We start from the raw sequence: 21,184 nt of genomic DNA, 5'->3' as shown, positions 1-21,184 counted from the left end.
GTCACCCCCGGGGTTTTTCATTTCACCGAACCGCATCCGCCTGCATCGGCGGCAGCAGGGCCGCAAGGTCCACCGCCTCGGCCATGGCGCGGTTGCCGGCATCGCCGGGGTGCAGATGGTCGCCGGAGTCGTAAGCAGCGGCCAGCCGTGAAGGGTCGGCCGGATCGCGCAGCGCTGCGTCCAGGTCGATCACTTGGTCGAACGGGCTGGCATCGCTGCGCAGCCAGGCGTTGAGCTTGGCGCGCAGCGCGTCCTTGGGCGGCTGGTAATAGTCGTCCAGCGGGGTGCCGGGCAGGGCGCCGGCAAACGGCGTCAGGGTCGCTCCCAGCACCCGGAGTCCCCGTGCATGCGCGCGCTGCGCCAGGCGGCGGTAGCCCTCCTGCAGCTCGGCCAGGGTCGGCGGGGGCTGGTCGCGGGCAAACGCGGTGCCCGGCCAGCTGATGTCGTTGATGCCGATCAGCACTATCACGCTGGCCACCCCCGCTTGGTCGAACACGTCGCGCTGCAGGCGCGCCAGCGCCGATTGGCCCATGCCGTCGCGCAGCAGCCGACCGCCGGAAATGCCCGCATTGACCACCGCCACGCGCTGCACTGCCAGCCGCATGGCGAGGTGGTCGGTCCAGCGCTGGTCGCGGTCCAGGCTGGCGCTGGCGCCGTCGGTGATCGAGTCGCCGATCACCACCACGCTCCGCGCCGGCGTCGGCGCGTCGACCTCGATGCCGGTCAGGAACAGGCGTGCGGTGGTGCTGCTGCCATCGTGCAGGGTGGCGCGGGCGGTCTGGTTGCCGGGCGCCAGCGTGCTGGTCTGGCGCCCGTCCCAATGGAAGGTCTGAAGTGGGGTATGCCCGGGTACGTAGACACTTATCTGGACCGATTGCCCGTCAGTGGTGGGCACGGCGAGCGGATCGCTCAGGACGTCCTTCCCGGGCGCGATCACGGTGCCGGCCTGCCCGGCGAAGGACAGTGCGACCGGCGTGGCACCGGGAACCGTGCCGACGCTCACGGCGCCGATCCTCAGCGGGGTGCTGCCGTAGGCGTTGCTGAGCCGCACACGCAGGCGCGCGCCGCCCAGACTGATCCGCGCGGTCTGCCGGAACGTCTGCTGGTCCAGGGCGGTGGGGATGCCGGTCGGAAACAGGAAGGCAGCGTCCCATACCGGTTGCGGGCTCGCTTGCCAGCTGGCCACCCACTGCGTGGCTGCGGAAGGCGGTGGCGGGGCGGTTCCAGCTGTGGCGGAGGTGGCGCCCAGTGCGAGCAGGGCGCCGGTGGCGAAGCGGGTCAGGGGGTTCATCGCAGCGCATCCAGGGAAGGTGACGGCCATGGTGCGCGGGCCTCCATCTGTGAACTAGACTGCCGCTGGAAAATCATCTGTGAATTGGATTCACCCCATGGCCGCGCCCGACATCAATCGATCAGGACAGCTGGAAATCTTCGTGCGGGTGATCGAGGCCGGCAGTTTCTCGGCCGCCGCCCGCGCGCTCGACATGAGCCCGTCGGCCGTCAGCAAGCTGGTCGCGCGGCTCGAACAGCGGCTGGGCACGCGCCTGCTCCAGCGTTCGACCCGGCAACTGCAGCTGACCCCGGAGGGGTGTGCGTTCTACGAGCGCGGCCTGCGGGTGCTGGCCGACCTGGATGAAGCCGAACGCTGTGCCAGCGCCCATGCCGAGCCGCGCGGGCGGCTGCGGGTGAATGCGAATGTGCCGTTCGGGCACCACTTCCTGTTGCCGCTGTTGCCCGCCTTCCTGGCCCGGCACCCGCAGGTGGCGGTGGACCTGGTGTTGACCGACGAAGTGATCGACCTGCTGGAGCAGCGCACCGACGTAGCGGTGCGCGCCGGGCCGTTGAAAAGCTCCAGCCTGGTGGCGCGGCGCCTGGGCGCGACGCGGATGATGATCGTGGCCGCGCCGGCCTATGCGGCACGCCACGGCCTGCCGGACGACGCCACGACGCTGCTGGGGCACAACCGGCTGGATATCGGGCACGCCCGTGCGCAGTCGGGCTGGCCGGTGCTGCGGGAGGGGCAGGTCGAGGTGGTGCCGCCGGGTGGCAATGCGCGCGCCAGCGATGGCGAAGCGGTGCGGCGCCTGGCGGTGGCCGGGTTGGGGCTGGCGCGGTTGGCCGCGTTCCAGGTGCAGGCCGACCTCGCCGCCGGGCGGCTGCTGCCGGTGCTGGAACACGCCAATCCGGGCGACCTGGAGGACGTGCACGCGGTGTTCGTGGGGCAGGGCGGTTACCTGCCGCTGCGGGTGCGGGCGTTGCTGGATTTCCTGGTGGAAAACGTGGACCTGGGCAGGCCATTGGCCTGACCGGTACATGTCATCGGCAGGTGCCTGCGCCCCCAGCCACGCAGGGCGTGGCTCTACGTTTCCTGCAGCAGTTTGCGTGCGGCTGCGCGGGCTTCCTTGCTGACTTCCACGCCGCCGAGCATGCGCGCCAGTTCTTCCTCGCGGGCACGCGTGTCCAGCTTTTCCACCGCGCTCTGGGTCATGCCGTCCACCGGTGCCTTGCTGACCCGGTAATGCGCGTGGCCCTTTGAAGCGACCTGGGGCAGGTGGGTGACGCACAGCACCTGGCGCTTTTCGCCAAGCGCACGCAGCTTCTGGCCGACGATGTCGGCCACCGCGCCGCCGATGCCGGAGTCGACTTCGTCGAACACCATGGTCGGTACCGCGTCCAGTCCCAGCGCCGCGACCTCGATGGCCAGCGAAATGCGCGACAGCTCGCCACCGGAGGCGACCTTGCGCAGGGCGCGCGGCGGTTGCCCGGCATTGGCGGCGACCAGGAATTCGACCCGCTCGGCGCCGTTCGGGTCCGGCCGGCCGGCCGCGTGCGGTTCCAGTTCGATCAGGAACTGGCCGCCACCCATGCCCAGCTCGCCGATCAGCGCGGTGGTGGTGTCGGACAGGGCCTTGGCCGCCTGGGTACGGCTGGCGCTCAGCGTTGCCGCCACCGCCTGCCACTGGGCGGCGGCGCGGTCGATCTCGCCGGCCAGCGCCTGCAGGCGCACGTCGGCGCCTCGCAGCTGCTCCACTTCGGCTTCCATCGCGTCGCGCTGCTCGGCCAGCGCTTCCATCGGCACCCGATGCTTGCGCGCCAGGTCATGCAGGCGGCCCAGCCGGCGTTCGATGTCCTCGAACTGCTCCGGGTCGGCGTCCAGGTCGTCGTGCACGCGGTCAAGAAGGGCCAGGGCCTCGTGCAGCTGGATGACCGCGCTGTCCAGCAGCGCGTCCACCTCGCCGAGGCGGGCGTCGTGCTCGGCCACGCGCGACAGGTCGTGGCGGGTCTGCTGCAGCAGCTGCAGCACCGACACCTCGTCGTCGCCATTGAGCCGGGCGGCGGCCACGTCGCAGGCACTGACCAGCGCGCCGGCGTGGGCCTGGCGGCGGTGGCTGCTGCCCAGCGCGATGATCGAGGCCGGCTCGAGGTCTTCGCGCTGCAGCTCGCCCAGCTGGTGTTCCAGGAAGCCGATGCGGTCGCTGACATCGCCTTGGCGCGACAGCGCCTCGGCTTCGTCCACCAGCGCCTGCCAGCGCGTGGCGGCCTGGCGCACCTGGGCGCGCTCGGCGTCGTTGCGCGCGAAGGCGTCCAGCAGGGCCAGCTGCGACGGCCGCGCCAGCAGCGCCTGCTGCTCGTGCTGGCCGTGGATCTCGACCAGCATGCCGGCCAGTTCGGTCAGCTGCGACAGGGTGACCGGGCGCCCGTTGATCCAGGCCCGCGAACCGCCGTCGGCGCGGATGATCCGGCGCAGCTGGCACTGTTCGTCATCGTCCAGTTCGTTCTCGCGCAGCCAGCGCCGCGCCGGGGCGTCGTCGGCGGGCGCGAACTCGGCCGACAGTTCGGCGCGTGCCGCACCGTGGCGGACCACGCCGCTGTCGGCGCGCAGCCCGGACAGGAAGCCCAGCGCGTCGACCATCAGCGACTTGCCTGCGCCGGTCTCGCCGGAAACCACGGTCATGCCCGCGCCGAACTCCAGTTCGGTGGCGCGGACCACGGCAAAATCCTTGATCGATAGATGTCTGAGCATGGTGTTGGGTTCTCGAGCCGCGCAACGCTAGCATGGGCGGGGGGCAGCTCCAATCGGCAATTCCCGATCCCTTGCCGGGCGGTGGCCTGCCATTATCCAATGTCGCGTCTCACAGGTTGATTCCATGCACCCCTCCGCGCCCCATCTCGCCCCGCGCGCCCGCCACCTGCTGCGGACGCTGATCGCGCGCCATATCCAGGACGGCGAACCGGTGGGGTCGCAGACCCTGGCCCGGCTGGCCGGGCTGGACGTGAGCCCGGCCACCATCCGCAACATCCTCGGCGACCTGGAAGACCTGGGCCTGCTGAGCTCGGCGCACGTCTCGGCCGGGCGCGTGCCCACCGCGCACGGCTACCGGGTGTTCGTGGACAGCCTGGTCAAGATGCAGCCCCCGGGCGAGGGCGAGCTGACCCGCCTGCGCAGCGAGCTGTCCACCGGGGCGGGCACCCAGGCCCTGCTCGGCAGCGCGTCGGAACTGCTGTCGGCGATGAGTCATTTCGTCGGCGTGGTCGGCGCGCCGCGGCGTGAACAGTTCGCCTTCCGGCACATCGATTTCGTGGCGCTGGATGCGCGCCGGGTATTGGCCATCCTGGTGTTCGCCGACAACGAGGTGCAGAACCGGGTGATCGAACCGCGGCGCAGCTGGGAGCCGGCGGAGCTGGAGCAGGTTGCCAACTATCTCAACGCGCACTGTGCCGGCCGCCCGCTGGCCGAGATCCGCTCGCGGCTGCTGGTCGAGCTGCGCGAGGCGCGTTCGGAAATGGAACAGCTGCTGGCGCACAGCGTGGAACTGGCCGAGCAGGCCATGGCCCCGCCCGCCGACGACATGGTGCTGGCCGGGCAGACCCGGCTGATGGGGGTGCAGGACCTGTCCGACCTGGACCGGCTGCGCGAGCTGTTCGACCTGTTCGCCAGCAAGCGCGAGATCCTGCAGCTGCTGGAGCGCACCATCCAGGCCCCGGGCGTGCGCATCTTCATCGGCGAGGAGACCGGGGTGATGCCGCTGGAGAACATCTCGCTGGTCACCGCGCCGTACTCGGCCGGCGGCCAGGTGCTGGGCGTGCTGGGGGTAATCGGGCCGAAGCGGATGGCCTATGACCGCATGATCCCGCTGGTGGAGGCTACCGCGCAGGTGCTGGGCGCGGCCCTGGATGTGCCGGCCGGGGGCGGATTGTCCCGGGATCGCACATAACGCGCGCCCTGGCTCTTGAATCGGGTCCGGCCGCCCACATAGGGGTGGGTGGAGGCGGAGAGTCACCGCCAAGGATCCGGAAATGAACCAAGATCAGCCTGATATCGCATCCCAGACCCCGGCCGGCGACGCCGCCGCGGGTGACACCCTGCAGCAGCAGCTCGACGCCCTGCACAACGAAGTGGCGCTGCTCCGGTCCGAGTCGCTGCGTGAGCGCGCCGACCTGGACAACCAGCGCAAGCGCGTGGCCCGCGACGTCGAACAGGCGCGCCGCTTCGCCAATGAAAAGCTGCTGGGCGAACTGCTGCCGGTGTTCGACAGCCTGGACGCCGGCCTGAATGCCGCCGGCGCCGAGCCGAGCCCGCTGCGCGAAGGCCTGGAGCTGACCTACAAGCAGCTGCTCAAGGTCGCGGCCGACAACGGCCTGACCCTGCTCGACCCGACCGGCCAGACCTTCAACCCGGAGCACCACCAGGCGATCAGCCAGGTCGACGCCCCCGGCGCCGCCCCCGGCAGCGTGGTGCAGGTGTTCCAGAAGGGCTACCTGCTCAACGACCGCCTGCTGCGCCCGGCCCTGGTCGTGGTCGCGCGGGACTGACCTGAACGCGTTTCGCCACGATCGGACACTGTGTTCGACAGGTGGCTTGAAAGTGACAGCAGCGTCCCACACATCCCATTCATAACCCGGCAGCAGCCGGATGTTTCCCACATTTCAGGAGTCTCCCCCATGGGCAAGATCATTGGTATCGACCTCGGCACCACCAACTCGTGCGTGGCGATCATGGACGGCGGCAAGGCCCGCGTCATCGAAAATGCGGAGGGCGACCGCACCACGCCTTCCATCGTCGCCTACACCAAGGACGGCGAAGTACTGGTCGGCGCCTCGGCCAAGCGCCAGGCCGTGACCAACCCGAAGAACACCTTCTACGCCGTCAAGCGCCTGATCGGCCGCAAGTTCACCGACGCTGAAGTCCAGAAGGACATCGCGCACGTGCCTTACGGCATCCTGGCCCACGACAATGGCGACGCCTGGGTGCAGACCAGCGACGGCAAGAAGATGGCGCCGCAGGAAATCTCCGCCCGCGTGCTGGAGAAGATGAAGAAGACCGCCGAAGCGTTCCTGGGTGAGACCGTCACCGAGGCCGTGATCACCGTGCCGGCCTACTTCAACGACAGCCAGCGCCAGGCGACCAAGGACGCCGGCCGCATCGCGGGCCTGGAAGTCAAGCGCATCATCAACGAGCCGACCGCCGCGGCCCTGGCCTATGGCCTGGACAAGGGCGACGGCAAGGACCGCAAGATCGTCGTGTACGACCTGGGCGGCGGCACCTTCGACGTGTCGATCATTGAAATCGCCAACGTCGACGGTGAGAAGCAGTTCGAAGTGCTGGCCACCAACGGCGACACCTTCCTGGGCGGCGAAGACTTCGACAACCGCGTCATCGAATATCTGGTGGACGAGTTCAACAAGGACCAGGGCATCGACCTGCGCAAGGATCCGCTGGCCCTGCAGCGCCTGAAGGACGCCGCCGAGCGCGCCAAGATCGAGCTGTCGACCAGCCAGCAGACCGAAGTGAACCTGCCGTACGTCACCGCCGATGCCTCCGGTCCGAAGCACCTGAACATCAAGCTGACCCGCGCCAAGCTGGAAGCGCTGGTCGAAGACCTGATCAAGAAGTCGATCGAACCGTGCCGCATCGCGCTGAACGATGCCGGCCTGCGCTCGAGCGACATCAGCGAAGTGATCCTGGTCGGCGGCCAGACCCGCATGCCGAAGGTGCAGCAGGCCGTGACCGAGTTCTTCGGCAAGGAACCGCGCAAGGACGTCAACCCGGACGAAGCCGTGGCGCTGGGTGCGGCGATCCAGGGTGGCGTGCTCGGCGGCGACGTCAAGGACGTGCTGCTGCTGGACGTGACCCCGCTGTCGCTGGGCATCGAAACCATGGGTGGCGTGTTCACCAAGATCATCGAAAAGAACACCACCATCCCGACCAAGGCCTCGCAGGTGTTCTCCACCGCCGAGGACAACCAGTCGGCGGTGACCGTGCACGTGCTGCAGGGTGAGCGCGAACAGGCCCGCTACAACAAGTCGCTGGCCAAGTTCGACCTGTCCGGCATCGAGCCGGCCCCGCGCGGCCTGCCGCAGGTGGAAGTGTCCTTCGACATCGACGCCAACGGCATCCTGCACGTGTCGGCCAAGGACAAGAAGACCAACAAGGAACAGAAGGTCGAGATCAAGGCCGGTTCGGGCCTGTCCGAGGACGAGATCGCGCGCATGGTCGCCGACGCCGAAGCCAACCGCGAAGAAGACAAGAAGTTCCATGAGCTGGTCCAGGCCCGCAACCAGGCCGACGCGCTGATCCACGGTACCCGTACCGCGATCACCGAACACGGCAGCAAGGTCGGTGGCGACGTCATCGGCAAGGTCGAGGCGGCCCTGGCCGACCTGGAAACCGCGATGAAGGGCGACGACAAGGCACAGATCGAAGCCAAGTCGAAGACGCTGGAAGAAGCCGGCCAGGCGCTGTTCGCGGCCGCTGCCGCGGGCGAGCAGGGTGGTGGCGCTCCGGGTGCCGACGCCGGTGCCGCAGGCAACGGTGGCGCGCACGACGACGTGGTCGACGCCGAGTTCACCGAAGTCAAGGACGACAAGAAGTCCTGATCCGGACAGCCGACGGGACGTTGCGCAGGCAACGTCCCGTTGTCGCATCCCTGAACGCCTGACTGCCGGAACCCGATCCAAGCCATGAGCAAGCGCGATTACTACGAGGTGCTGGGCGTTTCCCGCACCGCGACCGAAGAAGAACTGAAGAAGTCCTATCGCCGCTGTGCGATGAAGTACCACCCGGACCGCAACCCGGGCGACAGTGCCGCCGAAGCCTCCTTCAAGGAGTGCAAGGAAGCCTACGAAACCCTGTCCGATGCCAACAAGCGCCGTATGTACGACGCGCACGGCCATGCCGCTTTCGAGCACGGCATGGGCGGTGGCGGCGGCCCGGGCGGCCCGGACATGGGCGACATCTTCGGCGACATCTTCGGCAACATCTTCGGTGGCGCCGGTGGTGGTCCGCGCCAGGCCCGTCGCGGTGCCGATGTCGGCTACGTGATGGAACTGGACCTGGAAGAAGCGGTGCGCGGCATCGAGCGCCGTATCGAAATCCCGACCCTGGCCGAGTGCGACGACTGCAACGGCAGTGGCTCGGAAGACGGCAAGGTCGAAACCTGCAGCGTCTGCCGTGGCCAGGGCCAGGTGCGCATCCAGCGTGGCATCTTCGCCATGCAGCAGGCCTGCCACAACTGCAACGGCCGTGGCCAGATCATCCAGACCCCCTGCAAGACCTGCCACGGCAACGGTCGCGTGGAGGAAGACAAGGTGTTGTCGGTGAAGGTGCCTGCCGGCGTCGATACCGGCGACCGCATCCGCCTGGCTGGCGAAGGCGAGGCCGGTCCGGCCGGCACGCCGCCGGGCGACCTGTACGTGGAAGTGCGGGTGCGCGAGCACGCGATCTTCCAGCGCGATGGCGACGACCTGCATTGCGAAGTGCCGATCCGGATCTCGCAGGCCGCGCTGGGCGACACCGTGCGCGTGGCCACCCTCGGCGGCTATGCGGAAATCCGCATTCCGGCCGAAACCCAGACCGGCAAGCTGTTCCGCCTGCGCGGCAAGGGCGTGCGGTCGGTACGCAGCCGCAGCGAAGGCGACCTGTATTGCCGCGTGGTGGTGGAAACCCCGGTCAACCTGACCAGCGAACAGCGCAAGCTGCTGGAGCAGTTCGAAACCACCTTCACCGGCGAGGAGGCGCGCAAGCATTCGCCGAAGTCGGCCACGTTCATCGATGGCGTGAAGGGTTTCTGGGACCGCATGACCTCGTAAGCGGGGATGGTTCCATCGGTAACGAAAAACGCCGGGCACGTCCCGGCGTTTTTTTGTGCGCGACGCAACCGGTGGAACGGTGTGGCGGCGGAACGGTGTGGCCTGATTCACGCGGTAGGTACCGACCGTTGGTCGGTACGCTCTAAAATGGGCCATGAACGATTCCCTGGAAAGCCATCTGGTCCATGGGCGCCGCCAGCGCCCGGACGGTCCGTCGCCGGTCGACGTCATCTCGGTGCAGTCGCAGCTGGTCTACGGCCATGCCGGCAACAGCGCGGCGGTGCCCCCGCTGCGCGCGCTCGGCGTGCGCGTGGCCGAAGTGCCGACCACGCTGCTGAGCAATGCGCCCTTCTACCCGACCACGCGCGGGCGGGTGCTGCCCGCCGACTGGTTCGCCGACCTGCTGCTCGGCGCTGAAGAACGGGGCCTGCCGGCGCGCGCGAAGCTGCTGGTGTCCGGCTACTTCGGCAGCGTTGGCAACGGCGCCGCCTTCGCCGACTGGCTCGAGCGCGTGCTGCCGGCATCGCCGCAGCTGCGGTATTGCCTGGACCCGGTGATCGGCGACACCCACACCGGTCCCTACGTGGAGCCGGGGTTGGAAAGCATCTTCGCCGAGCGCCTGCTGCCGCACGCCTGGCTGGTAACGCCGAACGCGTTCGAGCTGGGTCGCCTGACCGGCATGCCGAGCCTGGCCGAAGCCGATGCCATCGCCGCGTCGAAGGCGCTGCTTGCCCGGGGTCCCGAATGGGTGCTTGCCCACAGCGTCGGAGGTGACCCGGGTGAGCTGGTGACGCTGGCGGTCAGTCGCGACGCGATCTGGCGCTGGACCTCGCCGCACCTGCCGGTGGACGTGGCCGGTACCGGCGATGTGCTCATGTCGCTGCTGGTGGCGTTCCTGCTGCGCGGTGAGCGCTTCGAGCAGGCGCTGTCGCGTTCCATCTCCGGCGTGCATGCCGCGCTGGAAGCCACCCTGGCCAACGAGCATGAAGAGTTCGACGTGCTTGCCGCTGCGCCGGCAGCGCTGGCGCAACCGCATCGGTTCCGCGCCGAGCGGCTGGCGTGAGCCTGCGCCCGGTCGTCGGCATCGTCGGCAGTGCAGGCGCCTACGGGCGGTGGCTGCGTACCTTCCTGGAGCAACGGATGGGGCTGGAAGTGATCGGGCATGACCCGGCCGATCCGCAGTCGCATGATCCGGAAACCCTGCTGGCGCGCGCCGAGGTGCTGGTGTTCTCAGCTCCCATCCGGCACACGCCGGCGCTGATCGCAGAGTACGTTGCCCGTTCGGCCGGTCGCGAAGCCGGTCGGCTGTGGCTGGACGTGACCTCGGTCAAGAGCGAACCGGTGGCGGCCATGCTGCGCTCGCAGGCCGAGGTGGTGGGCCTGCATCCGATGACCGCACCGCCGAAGGCGCCCACCCTGAAGGGCAGGGTGATGGTGGTATGCGAAGCGCGCCTGTCGCGGTGGCAGCCGTGGGTGACCGGGCTGTGTGCAGCGCTGGAGGCCGAATGCGTGCAGGCCAGCCCCGAGCACCACGACCAGGTGATGGCACTGGTGCAGGCGATGGTGCACGCCACGCACCTTGCGCAGGCCGGAGTGTTGCGCGGCTACGCCGCGCATCTGGGCCCGCTGCAGGACCTGATGCCGTACCGGTCGGCCTCGTTCGAACTGGATACCGCGATCATCGCGCGGATCCTGTCGATGAACCCGGCGATCTACGAGGACATCCAGTTCGGCAACCCGCACGTGGCGCCGATGCTGGACCGCCTGCTGGAGCAGCTGCAGCGCCTTCGCGACCAGGTCGCACAGGGCGATGATGCGGCGCGCGCCGCGTTCCGCCAGCAGCTGCTCGCGGACAACCGCGCGCATCAGGGTGACGCACTGCTGGCCGACGGCAACTACACCTTTGAACGGGTCGGCTACCTGCTGGCGGACCTGACCGAGCGCAATGCGATCAGCGTGCACCTGCCGGAAGACCGTCCGGGCTCCCTGCGAGAGCTGCTGCATGTATTCGAACGGCACGGCGTCAGCCTGGCCTCGATCCATTCATCGCGCACCCCCGGCGGCGAAGTGCACTTCCGGATGGGATTCGTGGCCGGCAGCAGCCTGCAGGCCCTGCAGCGCGCCGCGGTGGAGATCGACGCCACCGGCATCGGGCGGGTGCTGCCACGCTGACGCAGTGCCGCATTCATCCACAGGGGGTGTGGATGACATGCGGACAAGCGTGTGGATAACCGTGCGCAGGGCCGGTGGCACAAGGCTGTCAAGATGGCTGGCGATTAATTGACCAGCGCCGCACGACCAACGGTCGTGCGCTACCGGCGGCACGGCATCGTGCCTGCACCACGCGCCCGCCGCCATCCCCGCCCGGTAGGTACCGACCGTTGGTCGGTACGCCTCAAAACCCGCCCGGTAGGTACCGACCGTTGGTCGGTACGCCTCAAATCGTCAGCGTCAACCCGCCACCTTCGAGACGGAACACGCGTCCATCACGCACCAGGCGCTGCCCATCGTCCAGCTCATAGCGCACCTGCGGTTCGGCCGCGTCAGCCTGTGCACTCGACGGCTCGCTCTTGAATTCGATGATCACGTAATCCTTGCCATCGGCGTCGATGGCGGGGAACTGTCGAAACGACATGCAACACCTCCTGCGGAACCATGGACCGTGGCCACGATGCGACCCCCCGCGTTAGCGGTGTGTCATCAATCGATGAACTGCAGCTTCGCCAGTTCAGCGTACAGCCCGCCTTCGGCCAGCAGTTCCGCGTGCGTGCCCTGCGCCACGATGCGGCCGTGGTCCATCACCACGATCCGGTCGGCCTTGAGCACGGTGGCCAGGCGGTGCGCGATCACCAGCGTGGTGCGACCGGCCATCAGCCGTTCCAGCGCCTGCTGCACCGCGCGTTCACTCTGCGCGTCCAGCGCACTGGTGGCTTCGTCCAGCAGCAGGATGGGTGCGTCCTTCAGCAGGGCGCGTGCGATCGCGATGCGTTGCTGCTGGCCACCGGACAGGCGCGCTCCGCGTTCGCCCAGTTCGCTCAGGTAACCCTCCGGCAGCGCCTGCAGGAAGTCGTCGGCCTCGGCCGCGGCTGCCGCGCGCTGCACCTCGTCGTTGCTGGCTTCCAGCCGGCCGTAACGGATGTTGTCCAGCGCGCTGCTGGCGAAAAGGGTGGGCTGCTGCGGTACCAGCGCCATCTGCGCGCGCAGCTCCGCCGGATCGACCCGGCGCACGTCCACGCCGTCCACCTGCACGCTGCCGGCCGCCGGATCGTGGAACCGCAGCAGCATCGACAGCACGGTGCTCTTGCCGGCGCCTGAAGGCCCCACCAGCGCCACGGTTTCGCCGGGACGGACATGCAGGTCGAAATGTTCCAGCGCGGCGGTATCCGGGCGCTGCGGGTAGTGGAAGACCACGTCCTGGAAGCGGATCTCGCCGCGCAGCGGCTGCGGCAGCGGCAGCGGGTCGGCGGGACGGGTGATTTCGACCTCTTCCTGCAGCAGCTCGGCGATCCGGCCCATGCCACCGGAGGCGCGCTGCAGTTCGTTCCAGACTTCGGCCAGCGCCCCGACCGAGCCGCCGCCGATCAGCGCGTACAGCACGAACTGGCCCAGCGTGCCGGCGCTCATGCGGCCGTCGATCACATCATGCGCGCCCAGCCACAGCACGCCCACGATCGCGCCGAACACCAGCACGATCGCGGTGGCGGTGACCAGCGACTGCGCGGCGATGCGGCGCCGCGCGGCGCGGATCGATTCGCCCAGTGCGGCGTTGAAGCGGCCGCGCTCGTACGGCTCGCGCGCATGCGCCTGCACCGTGCGCACCGCGCCCAGGGTTTCCGCAGCGAGGCTGTTGGCGTCGGCGATGCGGTCCTGGCTCGCGCGCGAAATGCCGCGCAGGCGGCGCGCGCCGATGATGATCGGCAGCACGGCCAGTGGAATGCCCACCAGCGACCAGGCGGCGAGGCGCGGACTGGTCACGAACAGCATCACCAGGCTGCCCACCACCGTGACGCTGCTGCGCAGGGCCACGGACATGGTGGAGCCGATCACGCTGCGCAGCAGTTCGCTGTCGGCGGTCAGGCGCGACACCAGCTCGCCGCTGCGGCTGCGGTCATGGAATCCGGCGCCCAGTGCGATCAGGTGCGCGTACAGGCGGCTGCGCAGGTCGGCCACCACCTTTTCGCCGAGCAGCGACACGAAGAAGAAGCGCGCGGCGGTGGCCAGCGCCAGCACTACCGCGACCAGGAACAGCAGCGCGAAGGCACGGTTGATCTGCCCGTCGCTGTTGAAGCCATGGTCGATCATCTGCTTGACCGCCGGCGGCAGGCTCAGCGTGGCTGCCGAAGACACTGCCAGCGCCACCAGCCAGGCGGCGAACAACCCGCCGTGGCGGCGCACGAACGGCCACAGCGTGCCCAGGCTGCCGAGGCGGCGCAGGGCGGGGGCCGGCGAAGGCACGGGCGGGGTCTGTGGATCAGTCATGGGCAAAGCCTGGTTCGGTGCGTGCATGCACCCGGATACGATCACGGGTGGCGTCACGAAGGCGGATTTTCAACGGGTCGACCTGGTCGGCCGGCAGCCGCACCTGCAGTTCCACCCCGGACGCGGTGAAGGTTTCATCCAGCTTGTCGGCCAGGTGCAGCGCCAGCGCCGCATGCAGCGCGCCCAGGTCCTCGAAGCCGGCCTGCAGGGTCAGCTCGGCCAGTGCCACCAGCGGCAGCCGGGGCGCGGTGCGCAGGCATTCGGCGGCGGTCCCGCCATAGGCCCGCACCAACCCCCCAGCGCCCAGCTTGATGCCGCCGTACCAGCGGATCACCACCACCATCACCCGGTCGAAGCCCTGGCCATCGATCGCCGCCAGGATCGGGCGACCAGCGGTGCCCGCCGGTTCGCCATCGTCGCTGGAACGGTACTCGTTGCCATGCCGGTAGGCCCAGCAGTTGTGCGTGGCGTCGGCCACCGCCACCTGCTGCAGGAACGCCAGCGCGTCGCCGGGCGCGTCGATCGGTGACGCGTGCGCGATGAAGCGACTGTGTTTGATGTCCAGGCTGTGGCTGACGGTGGTGGCGAGCGTATCGGGCATCGGCGTCATTGTAGCGCCGGCCACCCTCTGCGCCGGGTACGGCCCGGCTCAGGGATCGAGCAGGGCGCGCAGGTCGCCCGGTATGCGTGCTTCCGGGTAATGCTGCAGATAGCGTTCCAGGCTGGCGCGCGCGGTCTCCAGGTCACCGGCATCGCGACGCTCGCGGATGCGCTTGATCCACTGCCGACGCGGCAACGTTGCGTCGGCATCGACCGCCTGGGTGAGCGCGTCCGGCGACGCCATCGCGCCCTGCGTTGCAGCGGCTGCAGGCGCAGGCGGCGCAGCGCGGCGCATGACGCCTGGGGCGCCCTGCGCGCTGGGTGCGGCAGGTGCGGCGAGCTTGGCGCGCTCGCGTGCATCGCTGGCCCGGCTTTCGGCGACCTCCATGCGGTCCAGCGCCGGGGCCGGTGCGGCCTCGGCCCTTTCGGGCTGCGGGGCGGGCGCGGCGGGCGCAACCATCGGTGCGGGAGGCGCTGGCGCGGCGGCCGGCGTTGCGGCGGGACGCGGCGGCGGGGGTGCCGGGGGCGGCGCCGGTATCGGCTTCGGCGTGGCGGGTATGCGCTCGGGCGCGGCAGCGGCTGCCGCGTCGGCGGCCCGCGGTGCCGGGGCGGTGTCCTCGGCGACGGCGGCATCTTCCGGCGCCGCCGAAGCAGGCGCAGCCTCGCTGGCCATGGGAGCCGGCGCGGCCGGCGGCGGCGCCTCCGGCTTGAGCTGCCAGGCGATGCCCACGGCAAACACCAGCGAGGCGGCCAGGCCAAAGGCCGCAGGGAGGCGCGATCGCCGGCGTGGCACGTGGCGGGTATCCCCAGGGGCGGTTGCAGCGGCTGCCACAGCGGCTGCCTGGGCGTCCGGCGCCGCGGCCACCGTCTGCACGGCTGCACGCGCGGCGGCCAGTACCGCCTCGTCCACCGCCGGCGGCGGTGCGCTGGATGCAGGCCGGCCGAGCAGGCGCGCCAGCTCGCGTTCTTCCGGGCTCAGCGGGTCGTGGCGGTTCATGGGCTCAACTCCGCGCGCAGTTTATCCATCGCATAGCGCAGCCGCGATTTCACGGTTTCGCGACCCACCCCGGTGATCTGCGCGATCTCTTCCAGGCTCAGTTCCTGCTCCAGTCGCAGCTGCAGCACGGTGCGCTGGTCGTCGGGCAGCTGCTCCATCGCCAATTGCAGGCGACGGCGTTGTTCGAACTCGGACAGCTGGGTCTCGGGCGTGCGCGGATCGCTCATGCGGGCCACGCGCTCGTCGGCGTCGCCTGGCGTCGCGGGGCGATGGCGCAGCGACCGCCAGTGGTCGTTGAGTCGATTGTGGGCGATCCGGAACAGCCAGGTGGTGAAGGCCGCTTCGGGCTGCCAGCCGGCGCGGGCGGCGATCACCCGCTGCCAGACGTCCTGGAACATCTCGTCGGCCAGCGCCGCGTCGCGCAGCTGGCGCAGCAGGAAGCTGTACAGCCGGTTGCGGTGCCGCGCATACAGGCTCTCGAAGGCACGCAGGTCGCCGGCGGCCCAGGCCAGCATCAGCGACTCGTCGGTTGGCAGGGCGGCGGCATCCACGGCGGACAGAGTAAGCGCTGGATGCGCCTGCGCATAGCCGGGCAGGGTGGGAGCAGCAGCGATCATCACGGTAACGACCAGGCGCGGGACATGCAGCAATGAACGTCCGAAGGCCGGCAACGGGGTCGAGGCCTTTCATTCCCCCCCGGGTTGCGCGGTATGCTCGGCGCACAGGGGAGGCGACGGGCATCCGGCGCCAGAAGAGATGAACATGTTGTCCAGCCAGGCAGTGACGACCTCAGGCCAGAAGGATCGTGGCGCAGCGGTATCGGCGACGCTCGCGCGGACGCTGTGCGCGTTGCTGCCCGCCGGCGCCCGGCTCACCCTGGGCTGGATCGACGCCGCGCTGGGCGACGGCTGCGTGCGCCATCCGCCCGGCGCCGGCCCGGAACGGGATCTGCTGGAGGCGCTGCTGCGCTCGCCGCCGTCGGATCCCGAGGGCGGCGCGATGTACCGATGGCAGCACCAGGGCGGGGAGCTGGTCATCCATGTGCTGCTGGAGGGCGGCGCAAGCCCGCCCGACGCCTGGTGGGGCGTGGCCCGCGGCGGCCTGCAGGATGCGCTGGCGCTGGCCCGGCAACGCGAGCAGATCCGTTCGCTGGAAAACTCCAAGCGCCTGCAGCAGGCGTTGTACGAAATCGCCGACCTGGCCGGCGCCGACCTTGAAATGACCGAAATGCTGCGGCATTTCCACCGCGTGCTCAATTCGCTGATGTACGCGCAGAACTGCTACATCGTCGAGTACGACGACGTGCGCCGGCGGATCCGCTTCCTGTACTTCGCCGACCAGTGCGATGACTTCGTGGCCGACCCCGACCGCAGCTACGAAGAACACGAAATGCCACGCAGCCTGACCTTCGCGCTGCTGCGCCATGGCCAGCCGCTGAGCGGACCGTCCAGCGAGCTGCTGGCGGCGATGAACGACGAATACGACCCCAGCCGCGGCCCCGAGAGCCTGGACTGGCTTGGCGTGCCGATGCTGCGCGACGGCCGGGTCTGCGGCGCCATCGTGGTGCAGAGCTACGAACGACGGGTGCGCTACAACGAAGCGGACCGCACGTTGCTGGGCTACGTGGCCCAGCACATCCTCACCGCGATGGACCGGCGCCAGGCGCAGGTGCAGCTGGAGCGGCAGGTGGAGCGGCGGACGCTGGAGCTGCAGCGCGCCAACCACAGCCTGCAGGACGAGGTGGTCGAACGTCGGCGCGCCGAAAAGCTGCAGCTGGCATTGTTCAACATCGCCGAGATGGCGATGAGCGCCGGAAGCCTCGCCCAGTTCTACGTGCAGGTCCACGGCGTGGTCGGCACGCTGCTGGATGCGCGCAATTTCTACATCGCGCTGGTCGACGAATCCGGCACCGGGCTGGAGTTCGTCTACTCGGTGGACGAATACAACCCGTCCCGCGCGCCTCGACGCTTCAGCATGGGCCTGACCGAGTACATCGTGCGCAACCGCCAGCCGCTGCTGGCCTCCCGCGAGCACATCGACGCGCTGCGTGCGTCCGGCAGCGTGAACGAATTCGGCGCGCGCTCGCACTGCTGGCTGGGCGTGCCGCTGCTGAGCGATGACGACGTGGTCGGCGTGATCGTGGTGCAGAGCTATTCGCCGGAGATCAGTTTCACCGCGCATGACCAGCGCCTGCTGACCTTCGTGGCACAGAACATCGGCAACGGCCTGGCCAGGCAACGCGACCAGGAGCGGCTGCGCAACGCGCATGCAGAGCTGGAGAAACGCGTCGACGAGCGCACCCGCGAGCTGGCCGAAGTGAACGACAAGCTGCTCGGCCAGATCGGCGAACGCCTGCGCGCCGAGCAGCGCCTGACCCACCAGGCCCTGCACGACGCGCTGACCGGACTGCCCAACCGCGCGCACCTGCTCGACCGCCTGGAAGACGCGATCGCCCGCGCACGCTCGCGCGACGGGCTGCGTTTCGCGGTGCTGTTCCTGGACCTGGACCGGTTCAAGCTGGTCAATGACAGCATCGGCCACGCTGCGGGCGACCAGATGCTGGTCGAAGTGGCCAAGCGCATCGTGTCGATGGTGGGGGTCGATGACGTGGTGGCCCGCCTGGGCGGTGACGAGTTCGCGCTGCTGCTCGAATGCGAGCACGGGCTGGAGACCGCGCGCGAGTTCTCGCAGCGCATGCTGGTGGCGCTGGAGGAATCGATGTGGGTGCAGGGCCGCGAGCTTTTCCCGTCGGGCAGCCTGGGCATCGCGATGTGGAGCCCGCGCTACCGCAATGGCGAGGAGATGGTGCGCGATGCCGACGCCGCCATGTACCGCGCCAAGGCGCAGGGCAAGGATCGCTGGGCGGTGTTCGACGAAGCGATGCGCGAAGAGGCGCTGCGCAGCCTGGACCTGGAAGCGGACCTGCGCCGCGCGATCAACAACCGCGACTTCCTGCCGTACTACCAGCCGATCGTGCGCCTCGCCGACGGCCAGGTGGTGGGGTACGAAGCGCTGCTGCGCTGGCGTCACGAGCGGCGCGGGCTGTTGCTGCCCAGCGCGTTTCTGGACCTCGGCGAGGAGAGCGGCCTGATCGAGCAGGTCGACTGGCTGCTGTATGAAGAGGTGATCGGGCAGCTGGCGCGCGGCGGCGAGGGCTATCTTTCGGTCAACGTGTCGCCGCGGCATTTCCGTTCGGCCGATTTCAGTCCGCGGTTGTTCGGCCTGATCGAAGCGGCCGGTGCCGACCCGCGCCGGCTGCGGCTGGAGATCACCGAAGTGGCGCTGCTCGACGACGGTCCGCGCACGCTGCGGATCCTGCAGGCGCTGCGCGAACGCGGCGTGCTGGTGCAGCTGGATGATTTCGGCACCGGCTTTTCGGCGCTGTCCTACCTGCACCGCTTCCCGATCTCCACGCTCAAGATCGATCAGAGTTTCATCGCCGGCCTGCATGGCCAGGACCTGCAGAGCACGTACGCGCTGGTGCAGGGCGTGCTGTCGCTGGCGCGCACGCTGGGCATCGAAACGGTGGGCGAGGGCATCGAGAACATGGCCCAGCGCGAAACGCTGCTGCAGCTGGGCTGCGATTACGGCCAGGGCTACCTGCTCGGCCGCCCGGCGCCGATGGACACATTCATTACCGGGTGAGTGGCCCCCGTAGAGCCGGGCTCTGCCCGGCTGGCCTACCGTAGAGCCGGGCTCTGCCCGGCTGCGTTTCAGCGCAACGCCGTGCGGCGCTTCTCATCGATCCACTTGGACGCCTGCGCCGGCTCATAGGCGCGCATCCAGTCCAGCATCGCGTCGATGTCCGAGCCGTACCACAGGTCCGCGCGCTGTTCCGGATGCAGGAAACGCTCTTCGACCATGCGGTCGATCATCCCGATCAGGGGCGCGTAGAAACCGTCCACGTCCAGGAACGCACACGGCTTGTTGCCGATCCCGAGCTGGCGCCAGGTGAGCATCTCGAAGATCTCTTCCATGGTGCCGAAGCCGCCGGGCAGGGCGACGAACGCATCGGAGAGGTCGAACATGCGCGACTTGCGCTCGTGCATCGAGCCGACGATCTCCAGTTCGGTCAAGCCGCGATGGGCCACTTCCCAGTCCGCCAGCTGCTGCGGGATGACCCCGGTGACTTCGCCACCGCCGGCCAGCACGGCATTGGCCACGGTGCCCATCAGGCCGACGTTGCCGCCGCCATAGACCAGGCGCAGGCCGTCGCGGGCAATGCGGTCGCCCAGCGCGATGGCACGTTCGGTGTAGATGGGCTTGCTGCCGGCGTTGGAGCCGCAGTAGACGCAGATGGATTTCATGTGGGGGTCCCTGCTGGAAACCACCCATTATCGCATGGCCCCCCGCGCGCGTTGCGCGCGGAGGTTGGACGGCCCGGTCCCGTCAGGCCGCCTGGGTCTGCTCGCGGTGCGGGCCTTCCTTCAGCGCGCGGCCTACCAGGCCGACCAGCAGGTCCAGCTCTTCGCTGTCGATGCCGAAGTGCGGGGTGAAGCGCAGCGAGTTCTCGCCGCCATGGATCACGTTGATGCCGTGGTGGCGCAGCCATTCCTCGGTGGAGCCCGTGCCGTAGCACTTGAACTGCGGGGCCAGCTCGCACGAGAACAGCAGCCCGGTGCCCTGCACCTTGGTGATCAGCCCGCCCAGCTCGGCCTTGAGCTGTTCCAGCTTGCGCACGGCTTCCTCGCCCCGCGCGCGGATGTTCGCGCGCACTTCCGGGGTGAGCAGCGACAGCGTCGCGCAGGCGACATCGAGCGCGCGCGGGTTGCTGGTCATGGTGTTGCCGTAGATGCCCTTGCGGTACAGCTGCGCGGCATGTTCGGTCACCGCCAGCACCGACAGCGGGTACTGCGCGGCATTCAAGGCCTTGGAATAGGTCTCCATGTCAGGCGCGTCCAGCCCTTCGAAGCCGGGGTAATCCACGATCGACAGCACGCCGTGCGCGCGCAGGCCGGCCTGGATCGAATCCAGCAGCAGCAGGCTGCCGTGCTGGCGGGTCGGCTCGCGCGCCAGTGCGTAGAACGACGGCGGTACGGCGCGACCGGGGTCGCCTTCGCCCATCACCGGCTCCAGGAACACCGCTTCGATGAACCAGTGGTTCTGCTGGGCGTCGGCGAACACCCGCTTCAACGCATCCTCGTCGTAGGGGGCGATGGCGATCACGGTGTCCTCGCCGCGGTAGCTGGCCAGGTGCTGCATGTAAGCCTTGCGGCTGGAATCGGAGTACAGGCCCGGGCGGTCGGTACGGCCGTGGAAGCTGCCCTTGACCACCACCCGCTTGATCTTCGAACCGGCATGGCGGGCGCCCGGGTCGGTCTGCAGCTTGGCATTGACGTCGGCGATGCGCGCGGCCAGGCCGACCGCTTCGGACCCCGAGTTCAGGCACATGAACCTGGCATACGGGCAGCCGCCACGGCGGTGGCCGATCTCGCGGCGCAGGGCCTGGATGAAACGGTGCTGGGACAGGTTCGGCGTCATCACGTTGGCCATCACCTGCGGGGCGGCCATCGCCTCCAGCACCGCCTCCGGGGTGTGGCCGAAGCCGAGCATGCCGTAGCCGCCGGCGTCATACAGCACCGCGCCTTTGAGCGTCACCACCCACGGGCCGCGGGCCGCGAGGGCGACATACGGGGTGACCGCGTCATCGGCATAGAAATTGACGAAGCCGTCCTGCATCGCGTCGACCTGCGCGCGCTCGTCCAGCGGCAGTACGTCGGCGAGATCGGCGCGGACGCGCTCGAATTCGGCGGCGCCCGCCTCCACGGCGGCCAGCAGCTGCGGGTGGCCTGCGGCCAGGCGTTCCAGGGTGGCGTCATCCAGGCCGGCGGTGAGGCGGGTGCCGGGCTGGGCGCGAAGGGGGGCGAGGCGTTCGATGAAGCGCATTGCAGATCTCCTGAAACGATTGGCGGCACGGCGCAAATGCAAAACGCGCGACCGGGGGCGCGCGCCTGGGGCAATGCGGCTCGTGCATCAGACTTCCGGTTCGATGCTATCACGCGGTTTTTCGCGCGATAA

17 protein-coding genes are annotated in these 21,184 nt (G+C 69.2%); 8 read left to right on the top strand and 9 right to left on the bottom strand.

The genetic code is table 11. The features are described from left to right. Window positions 1–22: 22 nt before the first annotated feature. Window positions 23–1,291: an SGNH/GDSL hydrolase family protein gene (locus FSZ13_RS02840; protein ID WP_145477909.1), complete on the bottom strand. Its 1,269-nt coding sequence runs from the start codon at window positions 1,289–1,291 to the stop codon at window positions 23–25. Between the two features lie 97 nt (window positions 1,292–1,388). Between FSZ13_RS02840 and FSZ13_RS02835 the strand changes: the two genes are divergently transcribed. After that, window positions 1,389–2,306: a LysR family transcriptional regulator gene (locus FSZ13_RS02835; protein WP_145477908.1), complete on the top strand. Its 918-nt coding sequence runs from the start codon at window positions 1,389–1,391 to the stop codon at window positions 2,304–2,306. Between the two features lie 53 nt (window positions 2,307–2,359). On the opposite strand, the gene recN is transcribed toward FSZ13_RS02835, so the two are convergent. Beyond that, window positions 2,360–4,024, bottom strand: a complete 1,665-nt coding sequence (gene recN / locus FSZ13_RS02830; protein ID WP_145477907.1) for a DNA repair protein RecN — start codon at window positions 4,022–4,024, stop codon at window positions 2,360–2,362. A gap of 124 nt (window positions 4,025–4,148) precedes the next feature. Between recN and hrcA the strand changes: the two genes are divergently transcribed. The 6 genes from hrcA to FSZ13_RS02800 all read left to right on the top strand — a co-directional run bounded on the left by hrcA (window position 4,149) and on the right by FSZ13_RS02800 (window position 11,262). Next, window positions 4,149–5,216: a heat-inducible transcriptional repressor HrcA gene (gene hrcA / locus FSZ13_RS02825; RefSeq protein ID WP_145477906.1), complete on the top strand. Its 1,068-nt coding sequence runs from the start codon at window positions 4,149–4,151 to the stop codon at window positions 5,214–5,216. Window positions 5,217–5,298: 82 nt separating this feature from the next. Continuing rightward, window positions 5,299–5,814, top strand: a complete 516-nt coding sequence (grpE, locus tag FSZ13_RS02820) for a nucleotide exchange factor GrpE (protein ID WP_145477905.1) — start codon at window positions 5,299–5,301, stop codon at window positions 5,812–5,814. Window positions 5,815–5,943: 129 nt separating this feature from the next. Continuing rightward, window positions 5,944–7,878: a molecular chaperone DnaK gene (gene dnaK, locus FSZ13_RS02815; RefSeq protein WP_145477904.1), complete on the top strand. Its 1,935-nt coding sequence runs from the start codon at window positions 5,944–5,946 to the stop codon at window positions 7,876–7,878. A gap of 84 nt (window positions 7,879–7,962) precedes the next feature. After that, window positions 7,963–9,090, top strand: coding sequence for a molecular chaperone DnaJ (gene dnaJ, locus FSZ13_RS02810; protein ID WP_145477903.1), 1,128 nt, complete (start codon window positions 7,963–7,965; stop codon window positions 9,088–9,090). Between the two features lie 154 nt (window positions 9,091–9,244). Further along, on the top strand, window positions 9,245–10,153 hold the full coding sequence (gene pdxY / locus FSZ13_RS02805; RefSeq protein ID WP_145477902.1) for a pyridoxal kinase: 909 nt from the start codon (window positions 9,245–9,247) through the stop codon (window positions 10,151–10,153). Further along, window positions 10,150–11,262: a prephenate dehydrogenase gene (locus tag FSZ13_RS02800; protein ID WP_145477901.1), complete on the top strand. Its 1,113-nt coding sequence runs from the start codon at window positions 10,150–10,152 to the stop codon at window positions 11,260–11,262. Before pdxY ends, FSZ13_RS02800 begins: the two co-directional genes overlap by 4 nt. A gap of 265 nt (window positions 11,263–11,527) precedes the next feature. Here the strand turns inward: FSZ13_RS02800 and FSZ13_RS02795 are convergent, their stop codons facing one another. From FSZ13_RS02795 to FSZ13_RS02775, 5 genes are all read right to left on the bottom strand, one after another. Then, a complete protein-coding gene (locus FSZ13_RS02795; protein WP_145477900.1) occupies window positions 11,528–11,725 on the bottom strand; it encodes a hypothetical protein in 198 nt (65 codons plus the stop codon). A 65-nt stretch (window positions 11,726–11,790) separates the two neighbouring features. Beyond that, a complete protein-coding gene (locus tag FSZ13_RS02790; RefSeq protein ID WP_145477899.1) occupies window positions 11,791–13,569 on the bottom strand; it encodes an ABC transporter transmembrane domain-containing protein in 1,779 nt (592 codons plus the stop codon). After that, the gene (locus FSZ13_RS02785; protein WP_145478523.1) at window positions 13,562–14,170 is read right to left on the bottom strand and encodes an IMPACT family protein; all 609 of its coding nucleotides are present in this window, start codon (window positions 14,168–14,170) and stop codon (window positions 13,562–13,564) included. Before FSZ13_RS02785 ends, FSZ13_RS02790 begins: the two co-directional genes overlap by 8 nt. 48 nt (window positions 14,171–14,218) lie before the next feature. After that, the gene (locus FSZ13_RS02780) at window positions 14,219–15,166 is read right to left on the bottom strand and encodes a hypothetical protein (protein ID WP_145477898.1); all 948 of its coding nucleotides are present in this window, start codon (window positions 15,164–15,166) and stop codon (window positions 14,219–14,221) included. Continuing rightward, the gene (locus tag FSZ13_RS02775) at window positions 15,163–15,717 is read right to left on the bottom strand and encodes an RNA polymerase sigma factor (protein ID WP_260844101.1); all 555 of its coding nucleotides are present in this window, start codon (window positions 15,715–15,717) and stop codon (window positions 15,163–15,165) included. Before FSZ13_RS02775 ends, FSZ13_RS02780 begins: the two co-directional genes overlap by 4 nt. A 205-nt stretch (window positions 15,718–15,922) precedes the next feature. Between FSZ13_RS02775 and FSZ13_RS02770 the strand changes: the two genes are divergently transcribed. Next, window positions 15,923–18,811: a bifunctional diguanylate cyclase/phosphodiesterase gene (locus tag FSZ13_RS02770; RefSeq protein WP_145477896.1), complete on the top strand. Its 2,889-nt coding sequence runs from the start codon at window positions 15,923–15,925 to the stop codon at window positions 18,809–18,811. Window positions 18,812–18,879: 68 nt separating this feature from the next. Here FSZ13_RS02770 and FSZ13_RS02765 read toward each other — a convergent pair whose 3' ends face one another. Together FSZ13_RS02765 and FSZ13_RS02760 are read right to left on the bottom strand one after the other, a co-directional pair. Then, window positions 18,880–19,473, bottom strand: coding sequence for a TIGR00730 family Rossman fold protein (locus FSZ13_RS02765; protein WP_145477895.1), 594 nt, complete (start codon window positions 19,471–19,473; stop codon window positions 18,880–18,882). 82 nt (window positions 19,474–19,555) lie between these two features. Further along, window positions 19,556–21,052 carry an aminotransferase class III-fold pyridoxal phosphate-dependent enzyme gene (locus tag FSZ13_RS02760; RefSeq protein WP_145477894.1) on the bottom strand — a complete coding sequence of 499 codons (1,497 nt, stop codon included), beginning with the start codon at window positions 21,050–21,052 and terminating at the stop codon, window positions 19,556–19,558. Window positions 21,053–21,184 lie beyond the last annotated feature (132 nt).

The sequence above is a fragment of the Stenotrophomonas rhizophila genome (genome assembly GCF_007667275.1).
GTDB lineage: Bacteria > Pseudomonadota > Gammaproteobacteria > Xanthomonadales > Xanthomonadaceae > Stenotrophomonas > Stenotrophomonas maltophilia_AE.
This window is presented reverse-complemented; position numbering and strand designations above follow the sequence as displayed.